This window comes from Mesorhizobium sp. B2-8-9, assembly GCF_006439475.1.
Lineage (GTDB): Bacteria > Pseudomonadota > Alphaproteobacteria > Rhizobiales > Rhizobiaceae > Mesorhizobium.
This window is the reverse complement of record NZ_VFTQ01000003.1, coordinates 1-19,516: the sequence shown is the minus strand read 5'-3', so window position 1 is coordinate 19,516 and position 19,516 is coordinate 1. Positions and strand designations below refer to the sequence as shown.

Here is a 19,516-nt window from a genome sequence, read left to right as displayed (position 1 = left end):
TGCTGCGAAGGATGGGCAGGCGGGTGAGGGTCAGCGCCATGCTTTCCAGGAAATTTCTCAGACGCACCGCGATCGCAGGTCTTTGCCTCGCCGGCTTGGCAGCGCTTTCCGTCGCCGCGCTCTGGGAGCTCGACCGCGCTTTCCCGCCGCCGCTGCCGGCAAAGCTGACGGTCTCGACGGAGGTGCAGGACCGCGACGGTCAGCTGCTGCGCGCCTTCGCCACGCCGGACGGCTATTGGCGGCTCGAGACCCGCCTCGACCAGGTCGACCGGCAATTCGTCGACATGCTGGTGGCTTACGAAGACAAGCGCTTCTGGGATCACCGCGGCGTCGATGTCCTGGCGCTTTGCCGTGCCGCCGGCCAGCTCGTCACCAGCGGCCATATCGTTTCCGGCGGCTCGACCTTGTCGATGCAGCTCGCCCGGCTGATCGAACCGCGCGACGGCCGCAGCCTCGGCTCCAAGATCAAGCAGATGCTGCGCGCCATCCAGATCGAACGGCGGCTCACCAAGCAGGAAATCCTCGAGCGCTATCTGACGCTAGCGCCTTATGGCGGCAATCTCGAAGGCGTGCGCGCCGCATCGCTCGCCTATTTCGGCAAGGAGCCGAAGCGGCTTACGGTTTCGGAAGCCGCCCTGCTCGTCGCGCTGCCGCAATTGCCGGAGAAGCGCCGGCCCGACCGCAATCTCGGCATTGCTCATGCCGCGCGCGACCGCGTGCTCACCCGTATGGTCTCGGCCGGTCTGCTCGGCGAACGCGAAGCCGCGCGCGCCGCGCTGGACGACGTCTCCGGCCTGCGCAGAAAATTGCCGACGCTGGCCGCGCATGCTTCCTATGCCATGCTGCCCAGGGCCGTGCCAGGCAAGCCGCTGCAGCTCACCATCCGCAAAAGCGTGCAGCAGGGGCTGGAACAGGTGGCAAGGGATGCCGCCAGGAAGCTCGGGCCGAAACTTTCCGTCGCCATGGTCATGGCCGATGCGCGCACCGGCGACATTCTGGGCGAGGTCGGCTCGGCCGATTTCTTCGATGCCAGCCGCTCCGGCTGGATCGACATGACCAAGGTGGTACGCTCACCCGGCTCGACGCTGAAGCCCTTCATCTATGGGCTGGCCTTCGAGCAGGGGCTGGTGGCGCAGGAGATGATCATCGAGGACAGCCCCGCCGATTTCGGCGGCTACCGTCCGAAGAATTTCGACATGGGCTACCAGGGCGACGTCTCGATCCGCCAGGCGCTGCAATTGTCGCTCAATGTGCCGGCGATCCGCGTGCTCGACGCTGTCGGCCCCGCGCGGCTCACCGCGCGCTTCCGCCAGGCGGGCGTCAACCCGATCCTGCCGGTCAACGAAGCGCCGGGCCTGGCGATCGGACTTGGCGGCGTCGGCGTGACCTTGCGCGACCTGGTGCAGCTCTATACGGGGCTGGCCAATGGCGGCAAGATGCATACGCTGCGTGACGGCACCGAGCCGGCCGACGCCGAGCGCACCACCGCCACCATCCTCGAAGACCAGGCGGCCTGGCAGATCAACGACATCCTGTCCGGCGTGAAGCCGCCGGAAGGCGCCATGCAGCGCGGCATCGCCTACAAGACCGGCACCTCTTACGGCTATCGCGATGCCTGGTCCGTCGGCTTCGACGGCCGCTACGTGCTGGGTGTGTGGGTCGGCCGCGCCGATGCCAGCCCTGTCCCTGGCCTGTCGGGCTATGTCTCGGCAGCACCCATCCTGTTCGAAGGCTTCGTCCGTTCCGGTCTTGCCGGCGTGCCGCTGCCCGGCCGGCCGCCGGGCGTCTTCAACCCCAAGCGCGAGGAATTGCCGGTGACGCTCGCCCGCTTCGGCGCCGGCGCCGACGGTCTGGTGCAGGCCACCGCCACCGAGCCGGCGCTGACCATCATCTTCCCGCCCAACGGCGCCCGCGTCGACCTCGGCACCAATTCGGCCGATGCCACACCGCTGGTGCTGAAGCTACAGGGCGGCCGGGCGCCGTTCCGCTGGCTCGCCAACGGCAAGCCGCTCGCCGGCATCGACCGCCGCCGCACCGCGACCTGGCAACCCGACGGCGCCGGCTATTCGACGCTGACGGTGATCGACGCTGTTGGGCGGGCGGCAAGCGTGAAGGTTTTCGTTGAATAGGATGCGGCAAGCGATTCAGGGGATGGCGTTTCTCGACCTGATGTCTGGCGCGAGGCCCCCCTCTCTGGCCTGCCGGCCATCTCCCCCGCATGGGGGGAGATTATTCGCTTCACCGCCTTCGCCAATCATCAACCTGAGAAAGCTAGAGCCAGCGCCGAAACTGCCAATCTCCCCCCTTGAGGGGGAGATGCCCGGTAGGGCAGAGAGGGGGGCCTCGCACCGACTTTTGTCGAGAGCATTCTTCGCAGCGCTTGCGCTAGCAATCGCGAGCCCTCTCTCAGCCCGCGCCGATCCCCTCCCCGCCGGCTTCGTCAGGCTGGCCGACATCGACCCGACCATTCGCCAGGATATCCGCTACGCCGGCCTGGAAAATTTCCTGCACCGCAAAGCCGACGGCTATGACGCGCCGGTCTGCATCCTGACCGCGCAGGCGGCGAAGGCGCTGTCCAGCGTCCAGAAAGCCATGACCGCCAAAGGCCTGACGCTGGTCGTCTTCGACTGCTACCGCCCCGCGCGAGCGGTTGCCGATATGGGCAGGTGGACAAGAGAAGGCGGCCGGCCTGACCCGCAATGGTATCCGACCGCCGAGCGTGGCGATCTCATCGCCAAAGGCTATATCGGCGAGTTCTCCAGCCATTCTCGAGGTTCGACGGTGGACCTTGCCATCGCCGAGCCCGGCAATAAAAGCGCGGTTCATCCGGCCTGCGGTGCGCCGGACGGCGACACGCTCGACTTCGGCACCGGTTTCGACTGCTTTGACCCAAAGAGCGAAACCGCCAGCGCCTTGATCGGCGCCGAAGCCACCGCAAACCGCAAGACGCTGCTGACCGCGATGCGCGCCGCCGGCTTTCGCAACTATGCACGCGAATGGTGGCACTTCACCCTGGCAAAAGAGCCTTTCCCAAAACAGCGCTTCGATTTCCCGGTTAACGCCAATTGAGGCGCCCGGGGTTGTCATCACCCTGACCGCTTCTAATTAGGGCCGGCGGATGAAGCCCTGCGGCCGCTGGCTGAGGAAGTTATTTCCTCAACCGGCCCAAGCTCGGCGAAAAATTGCTTCGAGGAGATGAAAAAGGCAACATTCAATGCATCTAAATTCTATAAACTCGGTAGAGTTCGTGCAGTTCAACGGAGGCCGGAATGACCAAACCTCATTTCAGGAAACTGCTCGGCGCGCTGGTCGCCACGTCTGTCCAGTTCGGCACGCTCGGTTTCGCGTTTGCCGACACGACCATTTTGAATGTGTCCTATGACCCGACACGTGAGCTCTATAAAGCCTATGACGAGGCGTTCGCCGCGCACTGGAAGGCTGAGACCGGCGAAACCGTCACCATCCAGCAGTCGCATGGCGGTTCCGGCGCGCAGGCCCGGGCGGTGATCGACGGCCTCGACGCCGACGTCGTCACGCTGGCCCTCGAAGGCGACATCAACGCCATCGTCTCAAAGACGAAGAAGATCAACCCGGATTGGCGCACGAAGTTCGAGAACAACTCGGCACCTTACACCTCGACCATCATCTTCCTGGTGCGCAAGGGCAATCCCAAGGGCATCCACGACTGGAGCGATCTGGTGAAGGACGGCGTCCAGGTGATCACGCCGAACCCGAAGACGTCCGGCGGCGCCCGCTGGAACTATCTTGCCGCCTGGGCCTACGCAAACGCCAATGACGGCAACGATGAAGCCAAGACCAAGGAGTTCGTCGGCAAGCTCTATGCGAACGTCCCGGTCCTCGATACCGGCGCGCGTGGCTCGACGGTGACCTTCGCGCAGAAGGGCCTGGGGGATGTGCTGATCGCCTGGGAGAATGAAGCCTATCTCGCGCTCGACGAATTCGGCGCCGACAATTTCGACATCGTCTACCCGCCGACCTCGATCCTGGCGGAACCGCCGGTCGCGGTCGTCGACGCCAATGTCGACGCCAAGGGCACGCGCAAGGTCGCGGAGGCCTATCTGGGCTGGCTCTATTCCAAGGAAGCGCAGACCATCATCGCCAAGAACCACTATCGCCCGGCCAAGCCCGACCTGGTGCCAGCCGAGGACCTTGCCAAGCTGCCGGCAATCAAGCTGGTCACCATCGACGACCCGCAATTCGGCGGTTGGAAGAAAGCGCAGCCTTACCATTTCGGCGACGGTGGTATATTCGACCAGATCTACAAACCGGCGCAGTGAGGACGGACGGCCGGAGCCTCACGGGCGTCCCGGCCGAATGCTACTGCGCGGAGCCATTCCGGTTTGAATAGAAGGACGATCCAGGACAGCATGACCACAGCACCCGTCAAGGCGGGGTGGCGATTCAAGCAGCCGAGTGTCATTCCGGGTTTCGGACTGACGCTCGGCTTCTCACTTGCCTACCTCACGCTCATCATCCTCATCCCGCTTTCGGGGCTGGTCTGGCGTTCGGCAGCGCTCGGCTGGGCCGATTTCTGGGCGATCGCCGTCGACCGACGCACCCTCAACGCGCTGAAGATAAGCTTCGGCACCGCCTTCCTGGCGGCTGTCGTCAACGTCGTGTTCGGCACCATCGTCGCCTGGGTGCTGGTCCGCTACCGCTTCCCTGGACGCCGCATCGCCGACGCGATGGTCGACCTGCCCTTCGCCCTGCCAACGGCCGTCGCCGGCATCGCGCTCACCACGCTCTATGCACCGAACGGCTGGATCGGCCAGCTTCTGATGCCGCTCGGCATCAAGGTCGCCTACACGCCGCTCGGCATCGTCGTCGCGCTGGTGTTCATCGGCCTGCCCTTCGTCGTGCGCACGGTACAGCCGATCATGGAAGAGATCGACAAGGAGGTCGAGGAAGCAGCCGCCACGCTCGGCGCCAGCCGTTTCCAGATCATCACCCGCGTGCTTTTTCCGGGCCTGGCGCCGGCGATCATTACCGGCTTCTCCCTCGCCTTCGCGCGCGGCGTCGGCGAATACGGCTCGGTCATCTTCATCGCCGGCAACCTGCCCTTCAAGTCCGAGATCGCGCCGCTTCTCATCGTGATCAGGCTTGAGGAATACAATTACGAGGCGGCGACCGCGATCGCCGCGATCATGCTGGCGCTGTCCTTCGTGATGCTTTTGGTGGTCAATCTCGTCCAGACATGGAGCCGCAAGCGCTATGGCTGATCCCGAGATCAAATCCTACGAGCCGCATCACGAGAGCCAGTCGGCTGCGGTGACCGAAAGCCGGCCCGTCAAGGCCGTGCTGATGGCAATCGCCTTCGCCTTCCTTGCAGTCTTCCTGCTTTTGCCGCTGATCGTCGTCTTTCATGAGGCGCTTGCCAAAGGCATCGGCGCCTACACGGAAGCCCTTTCCAGCCCCGATACGCGCTCCGCCATCCGCCTGACGTTGCTTGTGGCGGCGATCTCGGTGCCGCTCAACGTCGTCTTCGGCATCTCTGCCGCCTGGGCCATCGCCAAGTTCGAATTCAAGGGCAAGGCGTTCCTGACCACGCTGATCGACCTGCCCTTCTCGGTCTCGCCGGTCATCTCCGGCCTGGTCTATGTGCTGCTCTTCGGCGCGCAGGGGCTGCTCGGCGCCTGGTTGAAGGCGCATGGCATCGTCATCCTCTTCGCCGTGCCCGGCATCGTGCTGGCCACCATCTTCGTCACCTTCCCCTTCGTCGCCCGCGAGCTCATCCCGCTGATGCAGGAACAGGGCAATGGCGACGAAGAGGCGGCGCTTTCGCTGGGCGCCAGCGGCTGGCAAACCTTCTGGTATGTGACGCTGCCCAACGTCAAATGGGGACTGCTCTATGGCGTGCTTCTGTGCAATGCGCGCGCTATGGGCGAGTTCGGCGCGGTCTCGGTGGTTTCGGGCCATATACGCGGCCTCACCAACACCATGCCGCTGCATGTCGAGATCCTTTATAACGAATACAACGCCGTCGGCGCCTTTGCCGTCGCTTCGCTGCTGGCCGGCCTGGCGCTGGTGACGCTGGTCTTGAAAACGCTTTTGGAGATGCGCTACGGCGCCGAGCTTGCCGCGACACGCGGACACTGAACACTACCTGTCGCCCGAGAGTGCCTGGCAGTTTGGGAACACCGACAGCATCAACGAACCGAGGGATTTGCATGGAAGTTCGCGTAGTCAACGTGCGCAAGGAGTTCGAGCGGTTTCCAGCGCTCCATGATGTATCGCTCGACATCAGGTCCGGCGAGCTCATCGCGCTGCTCGGGCCGTCCGGCTCCGGCAAGACGACGCTGCTTCGGCTGATCGCCGGCCTGGAACGGCCGACCAAGGGCGCGATCTTCTTCGGCGACGAGGACGCCTCGCAGAAGTCGATCCAGGAGCGCAATGTCGGCTTCGTCTTCCAGCATTACGCGCTGTTCCGCCACATGACGGTTGCCGACAACATCGGCTTCGGCCTGAAGGTCCGGCACGGCGCCGCAAGGCCGTCGGGGCAGGAAATCCGCCGCCGGGCCCTGGAATTGCTCGATCTCGTCCAGCTGTCGGGCCTGGAGAAACGCTACCCCGCTCAGCTTTCAGGCGGCCAGCGCCAGCGCGTCGCGCTCGCCCGCGCCATGGCGATCGAGCCCAAGGTGCTTTTGCTCGACGAACCGTTCGGCGCGCTCGACGCACAGGTTCGCCGTGAGCTGCGCCGCTGGCTGCGCGAGATCCACGACCGCACCGGCCACACGACCGTCTTCGTCACGCATGACCAGGAAGAAGCGCTGGAGCTTGCCGACCGCGTCGTCGTCATGAGCCAGGGCCGCATCGAGCAGGTCGGCACCGCCGACGATATCTACGACACGCCGAACTCGCCCTTCGTCTACTCCTTCATCGGCGAGTCGAGCTCACTGCCGGTCAAGGTCGAGAACGGCGAGGTGTGGATCGCCGACCGGCCGATCGGGCTCTCGGCGCCGCACGCGCCGTCCGGCGAGGCAGTGCTCCACTTCCGTCCGCATGACGTCGACCTGGTCGACGGCTGCAGCGGCTGCATCGCCGGCACGGTTGCCGCCAGCCGCCGCGTCGCCGGCACCAGGCGCGTCGAGCTCGAGATCGGCGGTGAGCGCCAGCGCGTCGAGATCGAGCTGCCGGTCGACCATCCCGCGGCGCAGAAGAGCCGGGTGGCTTTCAGGCCGCGACGCTGGAAGCTTTTTCCGGCTTCCTGAGCTGACTTTCACCCCGACGCCAGCGCCCGAGCCTGGCGCCATCTACGAATTTGCTTGGAAGAAGATCCTAGAAAAGGATTGTTTTGGCGATATATTTTCCAGAGCATCGCTCGCCTTCCGGAGCCCGTGCCTCCTCGCACCAGGCTTTCACGACTAGGGTTGCGCCTTAGCTTCGATCTTATTTCCAAGGAGCCCGTTTTCATGAAGCGTCTGTTGCTCGGCATCGCGGCTGTTGCCGGTCTCGTCCTCGCGTCCTCCCAAGCCTGGTCGGCCGACAAGCTTTTGAATGCATCCTATGATGTCGGCCGCGAGTTGTTCGCCGACATCAACAAGGCCTTCATCGCCAAGCACCCCGGCGTCGCGATCGACCAATCGCACGCCGGCACCTCGGCGCAGGCGCGCGCGATCGCCGAAGGCCTTGGCGCCGATGTCGTCACCTTCAACCAGGTCACCGATGTCGACTTCCTGGTCAAGAAGGGTCTCGTCTCGGCCGACTGGCAGAAGAATTTCCCGGACAACGCCTCGCCCTTCTATTCGCTGCCGTCCTTCCTGGTGCGCGCCGGCAATCCCAAGCATATCAAGGACTGGAACGATCTGGTGCGCGACGACGTGCAGGTGATCTTCCCGAACCCGAAGACATCCGGCAATGCGCGCTACACCTATCTCGCCGCCACCGCCTACGCCAAGGAAGCCTTCAAGGGCGACGACGCCAAGGTGAAGGAGTTCATCACCAAGCTCTTCAACAACGTGCCGATCTTCGACACCGGCGGCCGCGCCGCCACCACCACTTTCGTCCAGCGCGAGATCGGCGACGTGCTGATCACCTTCGAGTCTGAGACGCGCGGCATTCGCAAGGAGTATGGCGACGACAAGTTCGAGCAGGTCACGCCTTCGGTCAGCCTGCTGGCGGAGTTCCCCGTAGCGGTCGTCGACAAGGTCGCCGACGAGCATGGCAGCCGCGATCTCGCCAAGACCTATCTCGACTTCCTCTACACGCCGGAGGGCCAGGAGATCGCCGCCGGGAACGGCTTGCGTGTCCGCGACGCGACGGTCGCCGCCAAGCACAAGGCGGATTTCCCGGATGTCCGGCTGCTGACCGTGGAGGACGTCTTTGGCGGCTGGGACAAGGTGCAGAAAGAGCATTTCGCCGCCGGCGGGCTGCTCGATCAGGCCTACGGCAGCCGCTGAAAAGCTCCGCAATCAGGAAGAGCAGGAAAGCCGGCTGAGCCGGCTTTCTTCATGTAAGCGGGGCTGCATGAGTTCGCGGGGAAATCCCAACCCCCAATGTGAAAAACGTTACGAAGAATCAACGCGTTTGTGCCTAAGCTGTGGTGCGAATTATTGGGCCAGGCGGCGTCAGGCGGTCAAACTGTCATGATTTGCACACAAACAACCGCCAGATGCAGGCGCATTGGGGTTGATGAACTGAATCGGGCATGCTGACCAAAAAAGGCAAATACGGCCTCAAGGCCCTCGTGCATCTTTCCGGCCTGCCGGCTGGCCAGCTTGCATTCGTCAACGACATCGCCGTCGCCAACAACATCCCGAAGAAATTCCTGGATGCGATCCTGGGCGAGCTGCGCAATGCCGGTTTCGTCCAGAGCCGCAAGGGCAAGGAAGGCGGTTACCGCCTTGCCCGTCCCGCTTCCGAGATCAAGATTGGCCATGTCGTGCGCGTGCTCGACGGGCCGCTGGCGCCGATCCCTTGCGCCAGCCGCACGCAATACCAGCGCTGCGAGGATTGCGATGAGGCAACCTGCCAGGTCCGCCACATGATGCTGGAAGTGCGCCAGGCGATCGCCGAGGTGCTCGACAACCGCAGCCTCGCCGCCATGCGCGACGCCGACAACGACGATTTCCCGGCGGAGCTCACGTCTCAGATTTGAAGCGACCCGGCCCTGACGGCAGTCCCCTCGGTTGCTTGTCTGCTTTCCACGCAGTAAAGCGGCTGGAGGATGAAACGGGGCTCTGACGCATGAGGCTGCCTTGGCTTGGCAATTCCCGTAAGGCCAGCCGGCAACCATCGTCGAACGACATCTATCATACCGAGATCACGGCCGACGTGCCTGTACCGGAGCGCGGCGAGTCCGTTCGCTTCTTCAGCCGCAAGGTGGTGCGCCCCGGCAAATTGCGTCGCTTCACCAATCGGGATCCGCGCGAGAGCCTGTTGTCCTGTTTCTATCTCGGCGTCGCGGCGATGCTGCCGGTCTCCTGGTGGAGCTCGATCTGCGGCTGGGTGTCCAGGCTCAGGCGCAAGCGCCACTTCCGCAAGGAGTTTGCCCGGTACGACGTCGCGGTGAAGGCCGTGCTCGGCGATGCCGTCGACACGAAAAGCATGTTCGAGGCGCAACTCGCCGCCGTTCACCGCCGGCGGCTGACGCTTGCGGCGCATCTCGTCGCCGGCTGGCGCTGGTCGCCGGCGATCCGGCTCGAAGGCCTCGAAGCTCTGCAACAAGCCCTGCGCAACGGGCGCGGCGCCATCGTGTGGTGCGACCAGTTCACGGCGCAGACGATCATGGGCAAGCGCGCACTGCATGAGGCCGGCGTCGATGCCCATCAGGTGAGCGCACGCTACCACGGCTTCTCGCCGAGTATGTTCGGGCTGCGCGTGATCAACCCGCCGCTGGTCAGGCTCGAGAACCGCTTCCTGAAAAGCCGGATCGTCTTTGAGCGCACCGACGCCTATCAGGTCACCACGCGTATCCAGAAGGTGCTGAAAGAAAACGGCGTGGTGCTGATGACCAACACCGTCTATGCCGGCTCCGCCTTCACCGAGGCCGCCATGGGCGAGCGCGGCTGGACCCACCTCGCCTCGGCGCCGGCAAACTTCGCCGCGCGCGCCGGCGCTGCGCTGTTTCATATGGCGACCATCGAGACGGCGCCCTTTCGCGAGTATAGGGCGATCGTCAAAGAACTGAGAGCGACGCCAGAGGCGCCAGCATCGCCTGCCAAGGACATGACAGGGAAGAACCTCGTCGTTCAGGCGGGATTTATCCTGTCGAAGCGCGACCGGATGCTGGAGACGCTCAAACTCTGTCCTGAGCAGATGATGGCCTGGTCGAGCGCCGTGCGGCTGACAGAGCAGCCAGCCGAAGCCGCGATCGGCAACGACGAAGCCTGATTACCAACTGGTCTAGCGGACGATCTCCTGCAGGATCCCTGCAACACTTCGCGTTCCGTCGACCGCTACCGCCTGTTCGTCCGCGGCAGGCTCCTCCAGCGTGGCGAACTGGCTGTCGACCAGGCTGGCGGGCATGAAATGGCCCTTGCGATCGGCGACCCGTCGCCAAGCGGTCTCCCGATCGATCCTGAGATAGAGGAAGACCATACCGGGGCAGAAGCGGCTCAGCCGGTCACGATAACTTCGCTTCAGCGCCGAGCACGCCGCCACCGCCTTCCGCCCATCGGCAACCGAGGTCGCGATACGCTCGCCTATGGCGTCGAGCCAGCCGGCGCGCAACGCATCGGTCAGCGGCTCGCCGCGCGCCATGCGCGCCACATTCTCCGGCGGATGCAGCAGGTCTCCTTCGATGAAGTCGGCGCCCAGCGTCTCAGCGAGCGCCTCGCCGACGGCCGTCTTGCCGCAACCGGCAACGCCCATCACGACGATGGCGGGCGCCGTCCGAAGATCGTTCATGCCAGGCTCCGGGATCTGCAGTCTTGCGTGCGCCTCATCCACGGTCAGCGGCTTGCCGGCGCGCGCCCGTAAAGCAGGAGCATGGCGACGATGACGACGCCATAGATGATCTGCCGCCCCGCTTCCGGCATCTGCATGACCGAGAGGATGGATTGCAGGAGCGTGATCAGGATCACGCCGGCCACCGTGCCCAGATAGGAGCCGCGCCCGCCCAGGATCGACGTGCCGCCCAGAACAACCGCCGCGATCGACGGCAGGAGATAGGCATCGCCCATGGACTGCGCCGCCTTGGATGCATAACCCGCCAGAAGCACGCCGCCAAAGGCAGACAACCCGCCGGAGACGGCGAAGGCGATCATGACGATGCGACGCGTGTCGATGCCGGACAGGTAGGCGGCGCGCTCACGGTTGCCGATGCCGTAAACGGCGCGGCCGAAGCTTGTGCGGGTCAGCGCGAAGACCATCGCGGCGCCGATCAGCACCCAGATGACGACGGCATTGGGAACGCCCGGGATGGTGAAACCGGTTGCCAGGTAGCGCATCGCGGCGGTCGCCGAATCCTGTGGCGAGAACCCGCCTGTGTAGACCACCATCAGCCCTTGCGCCACGGCATTGGTGGCTAAAGTAATGATCATCGAGGGGATGCGCAGGTAGGCGACACCGATGCCGTTGACGATGCCTATCGCCACGCCGCACAGGACGCCGAAGGGGATGGCGAGAGCAACGCCGACCGACCCGTAGGCCGCGGCCGCGCAGGCCATCATGGCGCCGGCGGCCACGGCCCATGGCACGGAAAGATCGATCTGGCCAAGCAGGATGACCAGCATCATGCCGGTGGCGATGACGCCGAGGAAAGACGCGACCTTCAATTGCTGCAGGAGATATTCCGGCGACAGGAAGTTGCGCGAATAGAGGCTGCCGAGCAGGAGCAGGACCACGATGCAGGCAAAGGCCGTCAGCACCGCCGGGTCGGCGCGCCGGATGAATTTGGGCATGCGGCCGGCGATGCCGCCCATGATGCCGCCATGCGTCGTTTCGCTCACAGGAACCACTCCAGCCGGTTGCGTACCCGAAACAGCGCGAAGGCGCCAAGGCTGACCGCGATCAACAGGATAACGCCCTGGAACAGCGGCTGCCAGAGCGGATCGAAATCGAAGACGAACAGGAGGTCGCCGATGGTGCGAAAGGCAAGCGCGCCGAAGATCGCGCCGATGGCGCTGCCCTTGCCGCCGAACAGCGACACGCCGCCGAGCACGACGGCGGCGATCGAAAACAGCGTATAGGCATTGCCGCTGGCATAGGCCGCCTCGCCCGTATAGGTGAAGAAGGTCAGGAACAGTCCCCCGATCGCCGCAAGCAGGCCGGCAAGCGTATAAGCCAGCAACTTGCCTCTGCGGATCGGCACCCCGGACATGTAGGCCGCCGTCTCCGACGAGCCCGCAGCATAAGCGGCGCGCCCAAGTTCGGAGCGACTGAACGGCACCCAGACGACAAGCACGATGACGAGTAGCGCCACGAGGCTCGCAGGCACGATGCCGAAGAAACGCCCGGTCAGGAAATCGGCAAGGTCCTCGTTGACCGAACCACCGGGAACGGGGCGCAAAAGCAAGGCCAAGCCGAAATAGACGGCGCCCGTGGCGATGGTGGCCACGATCGGCTGCAGCCGCCCGTAGATGGCGATGGCGCCGTTGACCGCCCCGCAGATGAGCCCGGTGCCCAGCACCGCCAGCACGCCGAACGCCGTTTCCAGGCCGGTGCCGACCACCAGCCATGAAGCCATGCAGTTGGTCAGCGTGAAGATCATGCCGACCGACAGATCGATGCCGGCGGTGATCACCACCAATGTCTGCGCCATCGCGACGAAGGCGAGCAGCACGCCCTTGTTGGCGGCCGTCTGCACGACATTGGCGGTGAAGCCTGCCGGATGGTTCGCGCTGTAAATTGCGAACATGACGATGAAGATGCCGAAGGCCAAAAGCGTTCCGCGTTGTTCGGCCAGCCGGTAGCGCCAATCCTTCACGCGCGCTCTCCCTGCCCGATGCGGACGTCATCGCCGTGGATGTTGAGCGCGCTGGCGATAAGCGCATGCTCGGTGAGCCCCGCGCCGACCAGCTCGCGCTTGACCGCGCCGTCATAGAGCACGAGCACGCGGTCGCAGCAGCCGATCAGCTCGTCATAGTCCGTCGAATAGAACAGGATCGCAGCACCCGCATCCGCGAGCTTGCGCATCAGTTGGTAGAGCTCCTGCTTGGTGCCGACATCGATGCCGCGCGTCGGATCGTTGAGCAGGATGATGCGCGGCTGCCGCATCAGCCATTTGGCGATCACCACCTTCTGCTGGTTGCCGCCGGAAAGCGCGCCGACCGGAATGTCCAGGCCCGCCGTCTTGATCGCCAGCAGCCCGACCATGTCGTCGATCAGGCGCTGTTCGGCGGCGCGGTCGATGATGCCGGCCTTGGACAACCGGTCGAGTGCTGCAAACGACAGGTTCTCGCGCACCGTCATCGGCAGCATCAGTCCTTCGGTCTTGCGATCCTCGGGGATCAGCGCCATGCCGATGCGGCCATGGCTGGCCGCGGTCGGGCTGGCGATCGAAACCGGCTTGCCGTCGATCAGCACCTCGCCACGCAGGCCGCGCAGCACGCCGAAGAAGGCAAGCAGCAATTCGCGCTGACCCTGCCCGTCGAGACCGCCCAGGCCCACAACCTCCCCTGCCCTGACACTGAGCGAAATATTGTCCAGCCGGTCGGCCCAGGAGAGATTACGCGCTTCGAGCACCGTCGCAGCGGCCGGAGCGGAAGCGGGTTTCGGCGGGAAGATATGACTATATTCGCGGCCGATCATCAGCTCGACCACCTCATTGTCGCTCTTCGAGCCGGCCGGGTAGCTGGCGACGTTGCGGCCGTTGCGGAACACCGTGCAATGGTCGGCGAGTTCCGCGATCTCGTTCATGCGGTGCGAGATGTAGAGCAGCGCCAGCCCTTCCGAGCGCAGCCGTTTCAACACCTCGAAGACCTTGGCGACGTCCGCCGCCGTCAGCGCCGAGGTCGCCTCGTCGAGGATCAGGATGCGCGGCTTCCGAGCCAGCGCCTTGGCGATCTCCACCATCTGCCGGCGCGACAGCGGCAGGTCCTTGACCAGCGCGCGGGGATGAATGTCGGAAGCGCCGGCGCGTGCCAGCGCTTCCTCAGCGATCTTCCGCTGCGCCTTGCGGTCGATCATGCCGAAACGCTTGGGTGGATTGGAAATGACGATGTTGTCGGCGACGCTGAGCTCCGGAATCAGCGACAGCTCCTGGAAAATGCAGACGATGCCGGCCTGGTTGGCGGCGGCAGGCGAAGCGAAGGTGACCTCGCTTCCGTCCAGTGTCATGCGTCCTTCATCCGGCGCCACGACGCCCGCCATGACCTTGATCAGCGTCGATTTGCCGGCGCCGTTCTCGCCGAGGATGGCGTGGATGCTGCCGGCGGTGACCGTCAGCTCGGCCTTTTCCAGGGCCCGAACGCCGCCATAGCGCTTGGATATGCCTTCCATGCGGAAGAGCGGAGCCGTGCCGTCCATCAGCCCTCCCGGCCGGTTTTGATTGGGGAGACAGTGCCGCGGGCTCGCCGCGGCACTGTCCGGTCAGACTATTTGTTTTCCTTGGTTTGGCCCATGATTTCCTGCGCGGTGAAATTGATGCCGCAGGTCGGGAAGGAATTGCCGACGAAGAAATTGTCGGACTGGTCGGGGAAGAAATCCTGACCCGCCTTGAAGTTCGGATCCTCGACGATGGCCAAGGGCAGCTTGACCGATTGCGGCACGACATTGCCTTCGAGCGCGGCAATCGCAGTCTTGATGGCAACCGCCACCTGGGCCGGGCCGGTACCGGCGGACGAGCATTTCAGCCCGTCGGCCGCATGCGCGGCGCAGAATTTGCGGAAGCCGTTTTCCGTCTCGCCGCCGAACGGCACGAATGGATGCTTGGCGTCGATCATCGCCTGCACGATGCCGGTGTCGCCGCCCTGCCCGGTGATGCCGTCGAACGGGCCGCTGGTGGCGATCGCGTCGGCCGTGGCCTTTTGCGCCACGCCGTCATCCCACTTGCCGACCACCTCGGTGACGGCCCACTTCTTGCCGGAACCGTCGAGCACCTCATGGATGCCGTTGTGGCGGTCGGTGTCGACCGAAGTGCCGGCGACGCCGCGTACCTCGAGCACCTTGCCGCCGTTCGGCACATGCGCGACCAGCCACTTGCCCCAGAGCTCGCCGAGGCCCTTCTGATCGACATTGACGTTGATGGCGTCCTTGGTGTCGAGGATGTTGTCGAAGGCGACCAGCACGACACCGGCTTCCTTGGCGCGCTTGATGACCGGCCCGAATGCGGTCGGGTTCTGCGCGTTGACGACGATCGCGTCAAAGCCGGAATCGATGAAGTTGTTGATCGCCGAGATCTGCGCCGGCACATCCTCGCCGGTCGACACGACCTTGAATTCCTTGAGCTTCTTGGCGACATCCGGCTGCGCCGCATAGGCCTTGGCCGTCTGGATCATCTGGATGCGCCAGGTGTTGGCGATGTAGCCGTTGGCAAGCGCGATGCGGTATGGACCGTCCTTCTTCGGATACTTGAAAAACTGCGTGTCGGCCGACCACGGCGCGAAGCAGTCCGGCTCGGCCGCGGGCCCCTTGACGACCTCGGGTCCGGCGATCGCCGACGAACCCAGCATGACAAATGCGGTGGCGGCAATGACGCCGCCAACGAGTGACTTGATCATCGATATTCCTCCCAGTTGCAGTTCTGCTTGTTATGAATCTTTGGCGATACGGTCGGCAACCCTCCGGCCAACCAGACACCCACACAGGACGGCCGCGCCGCCCAGATCCTCCTCGTCCCCCTCAGCTCTCTGGCAATTTAGAAAACTATCATATTATACATAATAAACAAGTACGAGCTGTTGCTTATGTATAATAAACAGCCTTCCCGCCTCGCCGAGCCTTTACCGGCATGCAAATGGTAGCGCTACCATCTCAGGCTGTAAAGAATCATCTTAAGGAACCAACAGTACCGCGTCAGCGCCCGGTGCTCTCGCGCCGCATCAGCTCGAAACCGAGATCGACGATCCGCTGTTCCGGCCGGTTTCCGGCGATCGCTGACAGCGCCATGGCGACGGCACGGGTGCCGATTTCATAGCGATGCGTGCGCACGCTTGTGATTGAAGGAAACGACACCTGCATCATGTCGAGATCGTTGAAACCGACAATGCCGATCTGCTTCGGCACGTCGATCGATGCGCGATGGCATTCGAACAGAACGCCAAGCGCGATATCATCATTGTTGCAGAACACGCCGTCCAGCGTCGGCATCTTGGCCAGCGCGTCGCGGAACAACTCGCGCCCGAGCGTCACGCTTGACGGCACCGGCGTTGTGGTGACCAGCCGCGCATCGAACAGGCCGGCGGCCTCCATCGCGGCGCGGTAGCCGGCAAGGCGCCGCTGCGAACGCGGATCCATCCGCGCGCCGATGAAGCCGATCTTGCGGTATCCGGCTTGCAGCAGGTGTTCGGCGGCGGTCCTGCCGCCGTCGAAATGCGAGAAGCCGACCATCATGTCGACCGGGTCCGGCCCGGTCTCCATCACTTGCACCACCGGGCAGCCGGCATTCTCCAGCAGTCGTCGCGCGCTGGGCGTCTGGTCTATGCCGGCCACGATCAGCGCCGCCGGGCGTTGCGATCCGAAGACCTGCAGCAGCCGCTCTTCCTCCAGGCCTGAATAATGGGTGTTGCCGATCTGGATGCGGAACGGACTGTCGGAAAGACTGTCATAGATGCCGCGCACCACCTCGGCGAAGACGTTGTTGGTCAGCGAAGGCACCAGCACGCCGAACACCTCGGCGCGCGCCGAGGCAAGCGCGCGGGCGTTCGGGTCGGGCACGTAGCCGAGCTCGTCGACCGCGGCCTGTATCTGCCGTCGAAGGTCTTCCGACACCCGCCCGGGCTCACGCAAGGCCCGCGACACGGTGATCGCGCCGACACCGGCCTTGCGCGCCACGTCCGCAATGGTCGGACGGCCGCCGCCACGGCGGGAGCGCGGCTTGGTCAAGGGCGAGCCTCGTGCGTCAAATCCCGCCTGCTGCGCGCTTGCAATGCCATTGACCCTGGTGTCGCCATCTAGCAGGCCTGTACCACATTCCCTGCCCTTGGCGTCGCGCAGCCGCGATTTGTTGTCAAGCTGAGGGCATTTCAGGAGAAGCGCCGGCGCGAGCCGTCAGGCCATGACGACGCCGCTGCGCCTTGCCCTCCAGAACACCACGACCATCATCAGGATGTTGAGCAGGTTCCACCCAATTCCGTTGAGGAACGCGGCCGCGTAAGATCCGGTGAGATCGTAGATCCAGCCCGACATCCAGCCGCCGATAGCCATGCCGAAAATGGTCGCCATGATGACGATGCCAACGCGCTGGCCGGCCTCCTTGGCGGGCATGTATTCGCGCACAATGATCGCATAGCAGGGCACGATGCCGCCTTGCGACAGGCCGAACACCAGCGAGACGACATAGAGCGAGGCAAGACCGTCGAAGGGAATGTAGAAGAACAGCGACAGGCACTGCAGCACCGAACCGATCAGCAAGGTCTTCACCCCGCCGATACGGTCGGCGACGAAGCCGGAAACAAGGCGGCTGACGACTCCGGCGGCCATCATGATCGACAGCATATCGGCGCCGTGGGCGACACCATAGCCGAGGTCCATGCAATAGGCGACGATATGCACCTGCGGCATCGACATCGCCACGCAACAGCCAAGACCGGCTATGACGAGCAGCGCCTGAAGGGCGGCCGGCGACAATGAGATCGGCTGGACCGGGCGTGCGCCTGGCGAGCCTGCGACGACCACCGGGGCGCGACGCCGCAGCATTATGACCAGCGGCGCCATAGTCACCAGGCAAGCGATGCCGATAGCCACATAGGTGAAGCGCCAACCCTCCGCCTTCATCAGCGGCGGTATGATTGCTGGCCAGACCGTTCCGGCGAGATAGCTGCCGGCCGCGGCCGTAGCCACGGCAACGCCGCGCCGGCGGTTGAACCAGTGCGAGATATCGGCGATCAGCGGTCCGAAAATCGCCGATGTCCCCACCCCGATGAGCAAGCCTTGGGCGAGCGTGAATTGCAGGATCGAAGTGGAGAGCGACGCCAGCGCGAAGCCGGCAACCAGGGCCATCGAGGAAACCAGCGCCGGGATCCAGTAACCGACACGGTCGATGGCGCGGCCGACCAGCACATTGCCGGCGGCGAAGCCGACCATTGTAGCGGTGTAAGGCATCGAGGCGGCGGCACGATCGACGCCGAACTCGGCCTGCACGGCGGGCAGGACCACGACTACGGCCCACATGCCGACGCCGCCGATCGTCGCCAGCAGCAAGGAGATCCCGAGCCGCGTCCACGCGTAGAAGCTGTCGATGCCGGCGCTGTTTGCCGCGTTTCCTGGAATTGTCGTCACGGCGTCTCCTGTTCGCGATTTCTTCGAGATCGCGCGTTTGAGCGCACTATCGGCCCATTTCCTGAGCCGAGCAGCGCCACGACCGGCAAATCCGTGGCTCCAGAACCGGGAACCCGCCTCACCTCATGGGGTTTCTCTGAAGGAAGGAGTTTGTCATGACCGCCAAGAAGAAATGGTCGGCCGACGTGACCGAACACAGCGACGCCCTCGATCTCGAGGAGCACGTCTTCGAATCCGATGACGCGAAGAAGATCGCCGCCTCGCTCAAGCGCTCGGCCGAGCACAGCCACCGCCGCAAGGCAGAGCCGTTCCAATCCGCCATGTCGATGTTGAATTTCTACATCAACCGTGCCGGCAAGAATCTGCCTGACGAGCGCAAGAAGGTGCTGGAAAAGGCGAAGGACGAGCTGCGTGTCGCCTTCGGTCGCGAAAAGCAGGATTAAGGGTTGCTGGGAGCGCTAGCACCAGTTCCTCAACACAGGGATCTGGAAAGATTGCAGGCTTGTCGGGCAAGGCTATCAGCATCCGTTTGGGGTGTTCAGCGCAAACGCTGGCGATGAGCTGAAGCCCCCCAACCTCGTCATTCTAGGGCGGAGCTACGCGAAGCGCAGCGTAGACCTAGAATCCTGTGTGTTGGTTCTGGTGTATGGTTGAAGTGGGAAGGAGACCGAATGAATCCTGGTCGTCCTTTCGGACAGGCCGTGGCATGGCTCGGTCCCTTCCCACCGGTGAACCATCAACCTGAACAGTTGCACGGGGCTGTTCCAAGCAGACCCCGCACCACAGGAAGAGGCGTGGACATGATAATGCAGAACTATGTCGGCTGCGACATCTCAAAACAGTGGCTCGACTTTTTCGATGAGACAAGCGGCCGTCTTCGGCGCATCGACAACCAGGCCGACACGATCGCGGCCTGTGTGGCGGGCCTTGATCCCAGCCGCGACTTCGTTGTCATGGAGGCGACAGGCGTCCATGACCGGCTGTTGCGCCACGCGCTGGCCAAGGCCGGCGTGCCGTTCTCGCGGCACAACCCGGCGCACACCCACCACTATGCCAAGTCGACGCGACGGCGCGCCAAGACCGATCCTCTCGATGCCAGGATGCTGAGCGACTACGGCCGCCGCTATCAGCCTGAGGCCGAGCCGGCGCCGCGCGAAGAAGTCGAGCAGCTTCAATC

18 protein-coding genes are annotated in these 19,516 nt (G+C 64.2%); 11 read left to right on the top strand and 7 right to left on the bottom strand.

The features are described 5' to 3' along the window. Positions 1–38 precede the first annotated feature (38 nt). The 9 genes from pbpC to FJ423_RS04465 all read left to right on the top strand — a co-directional run bounded on the left by pbpC (position 39) and on the right by FJ423_RS04465 (position 10,350). A complete protein-coding gene (gene pbpC / locus FJ423_RS04505) occupies positions 39–2,129 on the top strand; it encodes a penicillin-binding protein 1C (RefSeq protein WP_140839577.1) in 2,091 nt (696 codons plus the stop codon). Between the two features lie 226 nt (positions 2,130–2,355). Then, entirely contained in the window at positions 2,356–3,069 is a 714-nt protein-coding gene (locus FJ423_RS04500) for a M15 family metallopeptidase (RefSeq protein WP_246680087.1), read from the top strand. A 200-nt stretch (positions 3,070–3,269) separates the two neighbouring features. After that, entirely contained in the window at positions 3,270–4,298 is a 1,029-nt protein-coding gene (locus FJ423_RS04495) for a sulfate ABC transporter substrate-binding protein (protein ID WP_140839575.1), read from the top strand. 90 nt (positions 4,299–4,388) lie between these two features. Then, the gene (gene cysT / locus FJ423_RS04490; RefSeq protein ID WP_140839573.1) at positions 4,389–5,240 is read left to right on the top strand and encodes a sulfate ABC transporter permease subunit CysT; all 852 of its coding nucleotides are present in this window, start codon (positions 4,389–4,391) and stop codon (positions 5,238–5,240) included. After that, positions 5,233–6,117: a sulfate ABC transporter permease subunit CysW gene (gene cysW, locus FJ423_RS04485; RefSeq protein WP_140839571.1), complete on the top strand. Its 885-nt coding sequence runs from the start codon at positions 5,233–5,235 to the stop codon at positions 6,115–6,117. The genes cysT and cysW overlap by 8 nt, the downstream gene beginning before the upstream one ends. 71 nt (positions 6,118–6,188) lie before the next feature. Beyond that, the gene (locus tag FJ423_RS04480; protein ID WP_140839568.1) at positions 6,189–7,229 is read left to right on the top strand and encodes a sulfate/molybdate ABC transporter ATP-binding protein; all 1,041 of its coding nucleotides are present in this window, start codon (positions 6,189–6,191) and stop codon (positions 7,227–7,229) included. Positions 7,230–7,430: 201 nt separating this feature from the next. Beyond that, on the top strand, positions 7,431–8,417 hold the full coding sequence (locus FJ423_RS04475; protein WP_140839566.1) for a sulfate ABC transporter substrate-binding protein: 987 nt from the start codon (positions 7,431–7,433) through the stop codon (positions 8,415–8,417). A 248-nt stretch (positions 8,418–8,665) separates the two neighbouring features. Further along, positions 8,666–9,115: an Rrf2 family transcriptional regulator gene (locus tag FJ423_RS04470; RefSeq protein ID WP_040984137.1), complete on the top strand. Its 450-nt coding sequence runs from the start codon at positions 8,666–8,668 to the stop codon at positions 9,113–9,115. 89 nt (positions 9,116–9,204) lie between these two features. Further along, a complete protein-coding gene (locus FJ423_RS04465; protein ID WP_140839564.1) occupies positions 9,205–10,350 on the top strand; it encodes a hypothetical protein in 1,146 nt (381 codons plus the stop codon). A 12-nt stretch (positions 10,351–10,362) separates the two neighbouring features. Here FJ423_RS04465 and FJ423_RS04460 read toward each other — a convergent pair whose 3' ends face one another. The 7 genes from FJ423_RS04460 to FJ423_RS04430 all read right to left on the bottom strand — a co-directional run bounded on the left by FJ423_RS04460 (position 10,363) and on the right by FJ423_RS04430 (position 18,339). After that, positions 10,363–10,866, bottom strand: a complete 504-nt coding sequence (locus tag FJ423_RS04460; RefSeq protein ID WP_246680086.1) for a gluconokinase — start codon at positions 10,864–10,866, stop codon at positions 10,363–10,365. Positions 10,867–10,910: 44 nt separating this feature from the next. Continuing rightward, entirely contained in the window at positions 10,911–11,909 is a 999-nt protein-coding gene (locus FJ423_RS04455; protein ID WP_140839561.1) for an ABC transporter permease, read from the bottom strand. Beyond that, positions 11,906–12,886, bottom strand: a complete 981-nt coding sequence (locus FJ423_RS04450; RefSeq protein WP_140839559.1) for an ABC transporter permease — start codon at positions 12,884–12,886, stop codon at positions 11,906–11,908. The genes FJ423_RS04455 and FJ423_RS04450 overlap by 4 nt, the downstream gene beginning before the upstream one ends. Next, a complete protein-coding gene (locus FJ423_RS04445; protein WP_140839557.1) occupies positions 12,883–14,427 on the bottom strand; it encodes a sugar ABC transporter ATP-binding protein in 1,545 nt (514 codons plus the stop codon). The genes FJ423_RS04450 and FJ423_RS04445 overlap by 4 nt, the downstream gene beginning before the upstream one ends. A 68-nt stretch (positions 14,428–14,495) precedes the next feature. Further along, positions 14,496–15,620 carry a sugar ABC transporter substrate-binding protein gene (locus tag FJ423_RS04440; protein ID WP_140839555.1) on the bottom strand — a complete coding sequence of 375 codons (1,125 nt, stop codon included), beginning with the start codon at positions 15,618–15,620 and terminating at the stop codon, positions 14,496–14,498. A gap of 295 nt (positions 15,621–15,915) precedes the next feature. After that, positions 15,916–16,944, bottom strand: a complete 1,029-nt coding sequence (locus FJ423_RS04435; RefSeq protein WP_140839553.1) for a LacI family DNA-binding transcriptional regulator — start codon at positions 16,942–16,944, stop codon at positions 15,916–15,918. 165 nt (positions 16,945–17,109) lie between these two features. Continuing rightward, positions 17,110–18,339: an MFS transporter gene (locus tag FJ423_RS04430; RefSeq protein ID WP_176477121.1), complete on the bottom strand. Its 1,230-nt coding sequence runs from the start codon at positions 18,337–18,339 to the stop codon at positions 17,110–17,112. Between the two features lie 155 nt (positions 18,340–18,494). On the opposite strand from FJ423_RS04430, the gene FJ423_RS04425 reads away from it, so the two are divergent. Both FJ423_RS04425 and FJ423_RS04420 read left to right on the top strand, forming a co-directional pair. Further along, positions 18,495–18,782: a DUF3175 domain-containing protein gene (locus FJ423_RS04425; RefSeq protein ID WP_140544432.1), complete on the top strand. Its 288-nt coding sequence runs from the start codon at positions 18,495–18,497 to the stop codon at positions 18,780–18,782. A gap of 357 nt (positions 18,783–19,139) precedes the next feature. Further along, positions 19,140–19,516: transposase (locus FJ423_RS04420; protein ID WP_246680094.1), on the top strand; the 377-nt coding region annotated here is incomplete at its 3' end.

Excerpts from the sequence above, each read along its gene's own strand:
- FJ423_RS04470 (WP_040984137.1), top strand. The coding sequence starts at position 8,666 with ATGCTGACCAAAAAAGGCAAATACGGCCTCAAGGCCCTCGTGCATCTT.
- pbpC (WP_140839577.1), top strand. The coding sequence starts at position 39 with ATGCTTTCCAGGAAATTTCTCAGACGCACCGCGATCGCAGGTCTTTGC.
- cysT (WP_140839573.1), top strand. The coding sequence starts at position 4,389 with ATGACCACAGCACCCGTCAAGGCGGGGTGGCGATTCAAGCAGCCGAGT.
- FJ423_RS04495 (WP_140839575.1), top strand. The coding sequence starts at position 3,270 with ATGACCAAACCTCATTTCAGGAAACTGCTCGGCGCGCTGGTCGCCACG.
- FJ423_RS04440 (WP_140839555.1), bottom strand. The coding sequence starts at position 15,620 with ATGATCAAGTCACTCGTTGGCGGCGTCATTGCCGCCACCGCATTTGTC.
- FJ423_RS04480 (WP_140839568.1), top strand. The coding sequence starts at position 6,189 with ATGGAAGTTCGCGTAGTCAACGTGCGCAAGGAGTTCGAGCGGTTTCCA.
- FJ423_RS04465 (WP_140839564.1), top strand. The coding sequence starts at position 9,205 with ATGAGGCTGCCTTGGCTTGGCAATTCCCGTAAGGCCAGCCGGCAACCA.
- cysW (WP_140839571.1), top strand. The coding sequence starts at position 5,233 with ATGGCTGATCCCGAGATCAAATCCTACGAGCCGCATCACGAGAGCCAG.
- FJ423_RS04445 (WP_140839557.1), bottom strand. The coding sequence starts at position 14,427 with ATGGACGGCACGGCTCCGCTCTTCCGCATGGAAGGCATATCCAAGCGC.
- FJ423_RS04460 (WP_246680086.1), bottom strand. The coding sequence starts at position 10,866 with ATGAACGATCTTCGGACGGCGCCCGCCATCGTCGTGATGGGCGTTGCC.
- FJ423_RS04475 (WP_140839566.1), top strand. The coding sequence starts at position 7,431 with ATGAAGCGTCTGTTGCTCGGCATCGCGGCTGTTGCCGGTCTCGTCCTC.
- FJ423_RS04425 (WP_140544432.1), top strand. The coding sequence starts at position 18,495 with ATGACCGCCAAGAAGAAATGGTCGGCCGACGTGACCGAACACAGCGAC.